The sequence below is a fragment of the Mesorhizobium sp. PL10 genome (assembly GCF_053714315.1).
Window position 1 is genome coordinate 1 of the sequence record NZ_JBSKBR010000162.1, and the last position, 808, is coordinate 808.

Below are 808 nucleotides of genomic sequence, written 5' to 3' on the forward strand. Positions count from 1 at the left end.
GGGACTCACAGATTCAGCACTGGCGCCATATGTCACGTGTTAACTCACCCGATTGCCCTGCTATTTGGGTTATTGAGGATCTCATCAATGCGTTTCAACTGATACATTCCCTTCGGAATAACATGGCCATATTCATAGAGGCAGCCCCTGAGTGCGTTGGCCAGTTCGGTGCGCTGATGCACAAGGCGCTCTCGAGCGCGAAACAAAATTGCCCTGCTTTGTTGCTCGGCAGTCTTTGGATCTACGAAGCGCATTTCAGGTCTCTGAGCCGCGATTACGATCGCTTCGGCATCTGCCGCATCGTTCTTCTGACGCTTTACAAAAGGCTTCACGTAATGCGGGGCGACCAACTTCACCTCATGGCCATATCTGCTCATCTCGCGGGCCCAATAATGCGCGCTGCCACAGGCTTCCATCACGATCACCGCTGGCGGCTGATCGGCCATAAATTTGGCAAAACTCCCCCGTGACAATTTCTTCCGGAACTTCAGCTCTCCCGTCATCGACGCCCCGTGGAGCTGAAACACCGTCTTTGCCAGATCCACCCCGATCATTGTATCTTTCGTCACGGTTGCCGTCCTTTCCGCTCAGTGGCTGTAAACACCACTATCCTGGCACATTGCGATGCCGTCTGGGGAGGGCGGCAACCACTCCATCTTTCATTGATATGTCGAGGCCGATATAGTCTTCCATGGCTGTTCTCCATTCGATGTTTGGGCCCGGCGTCCAGTCGTGAGCCCGTATTTCGTAATTACTCACGCCCTTGTCAGGGGCAAGAATCCCTGAATCTATGGGGATATGGATCGCA

The 808-nt window shown here is 53.6% G+C and carries 1 protein-coding gene and 1 pseudogene; both read right to left on the minus strand.

Translation table 11 applies throughout. The annotated features are described in order from the left end of the window. Positions 1-74: 74 nt before the first annotated feature. Positions 75-569, minus strand: a pseudogene (locus tag ACWGTO_RS33650) (IS110 family transposase); the annotation flags it as partial. Positions 570-606: 37 nt separating this feature from the next. Beyond that, a partial coding sequence (locus ACWGTO_RS33655) for a hypothetical protein (protein ID WP_454578976.1) occupies positions 607-808 on the minus strand: 202 nt, incomplete at its 5' end.